This window comes from Fictibacillus arsenicus, from assembly GCF_001999465.1.
Lineage (GTDB): Bacteria > Bacillota > Bacilli > Bacillales > Fictibacillaceae > Fictibacillus > Fictibacillus arsenicus.
Window position 1 is genome coordinate 1 of sequence record NZ_MQMF01000093.1, and the last position, 521, is coordinate 521.

A 521-nucleotide genomic window follows, 5' to 3' on the forward strand; every position below is an offset into this window, starting at 1 on the left:
GAGGCGGTGCGTGCCGAGCACCCGGACATCGACCCGGACCTGGTCGCCACGATCCCGACCGTGCACGCCGTGGAGCTGCACGCGGCGACCGCCGCATTCAAGGCGGCGGAGTCCCGCATGAACCAGGCCCGATCCGTGGTCCTCCACGGCGCCGGGACCGCGAAGACCATCCACGACGAGGACGGGCAGAAGGTCGCGACCCGGTCCTCGAAGCCCGGTGGCCGCCCGTACCTGACCCTGACCCGTAACTACGAGCCCGCCGTTGCCCTGCCGGCAGCGGCCTGACCCCCTGATGAGGAGCACCACCATGTCCACCGAAATCACCCGCCACAGCACGAATACCGCCCTCACCATCGCGGAGGACCAGACCGGATTCACTAACCAGCAGATCGCAGCTCTCCGGCAGATCGGCCTCGGGGCCAACACGCAGGCCGACGTGGAGGTGTTCTTCCACCAGGCCAAGCGGTCCGGCCTCGACCCGTTCCGCCGCGAGATCTACATGATCACCCGCAAGACCAAGA

At 68.3% G+C, this 521-nt stretch carries 2 protein-coding genes; both read left to right on the forward strand.

The genetic code is table 11. The features are described 5' to 3' along the window. Positions 1–285: hypothetical protein (locus tag UN64_RS21110; protein WP_171978998.1), on the forward strand; the 285-nt coding region annotated here is incomplete at its 5' end. 22 nt (positions 286–307) lie between these two features. Then, positions 308–521: recombinase family protein (locus UN64_RS20365; protein WP_171978999.1), on the forward strand; the 214-nt coding region annotated here is incomplete at its 3' end.